The 249-nt window shown below is 63.9% G+C and carries 1 protein-coding gene; it reads left to right on the top strand.

Annotated elements, in window-relative coordinates; all coding sequences use genetic code 11:
- The coding region (locus PA598K_RS38375) for a glycoside hydrolase family 3 C-terminal domain-containing protein (RefSeq protein ID WP_260405691.1) at window positions 1-249 on the top strand (249 nt) is incomplete at both ends.

Genomic DNA, 249 nt, shown 5'->3' on the forward strand with positions numbered 1-249 from the left:
ATCGGAGAGATCTTGTTCGGCAAGGTCAACCCGAGCGGTCGTCTGCCGGTATCGCTGCCTCGCTCGTCGGCGCAGCTGCCGGTCTACTACAACCAGAAAAACCCGCATCGCGCCCGCCCTTACAAGGACATGGAGGAGAGCCCACTCTATCCGTTCGGCTACGGTCTGAGCTACACGACCTTCGCCTATGAAGGTCTGCGGGCGTCGGTCGGTGGCGCAGAGGCGCGCGGCGCTGCGCAGCGCGACATT

It is taken from the genome of Paenibacillus sp. 598K (genome assembly GCF_003851045.1).
Classification (GTDB): Bacteria; Bacillota; Bacilli; order Paenibacillales; family Paenibacillaceae; genus Paenibacillus_D.